The sequence below is a fragment of the Neisseria sp. P0009.S007 genome, assembly GCF_051962515.1.
This window is the reverse complement of record NZ_JBQCVF010000669.1, coordinates 1-891: the sequence shown is the minus strand read 5'-3', so window position 1 is coordinate 891 and position 891 is coordinate 1. Positions and strand designations below refer to the sequence as shown.

1 protein-coding gene is annotated in these 891 nt (G+C 53.1%); it reads left to right on the top strand.

Features of this window, described 5'->3' with window-relative positions; all coding sequences use genetic code 11:
- On the top strand, positions 1-858 hold an 858-nt coding region (rfbB, locus tag ACTHS3_RS15565), incomplete at its 5' end, for a dTDP-glucose 4,6-dehydratase (RefSeq protein ID WP_440368449.1).
- Positions 859-891 lie beyond the last annotated feature (33 nt).

The window sequence follows — 891 nt, the reverse complement described above, 5'->3', positions numbered from 1 at the left end:
GCACAACACCAGCCTGATGCCGTGATGCACTTGGCTGCGGAAAGCCATGTCGACCGCTCTATCGATTCGGCAGGCGAGTTTATCCAAACCAATATCGTCGGCACATTCAATCTGCTTGAAGCGGCCCGCGCCTACTGGCAACAAATGCCGTCTGAAAAGCGCGAAGCCTTCCGCTTCCACCATATTTCTACCGATGAAGTCTATGGCGATTTGCACGGTACGGACGATTTGTTCACCGAAACCACGCCATACGCGCCGTCCAGCCCCTACTCTGCTTCTAAAGCGTCCAGCGACCATCTCGTCCGCGCATGGTTGCGTACTTACGGTTTGCCGACCATCGTAACCAACTGCTCCAACAACTACGGCCCTTACCATTTCCCGGAAAAACTCATTCCATTGATGATTCTGAACGCGCTCGACGGCAAACCGCTGCCCGTGTACGGCGACGGTATGCAGATCCGCGACTGGCTGTTTGTCGAAGACCACGCGCGCGCGCTGTATCAGGTTGTTACCGAAGGTGTTGTCGGCGAAACCTACAATATTGGTGGCCACAATGAAAAAGCCAATATTGAAGTCGTCAAAACCATCTGCGTCCTGCTGGAAGAGCTTGTTCCTGAAAAACCGGCGAGTGTGACTCGTTATGAAGATTTGATTACTTTCGTACAAGACCGCCCCGGCCATGACGTACGCTACGCCATCGACGCCGCCAAAATCGGCAGGGAGCTGGGCTGGAAACCGCAGGAAACATTCGAATCCGGCATCCGCAAAACAGTGCAATGGTATTTGGACAACAAAACCTGGTGGCAAAACGTACTGAACGGCAGCTACCGTTTAGAGCGTTTAGGCACCGGAAAATAAGTTTTCAGACGGCCTATTCCCATATTAGGCCGT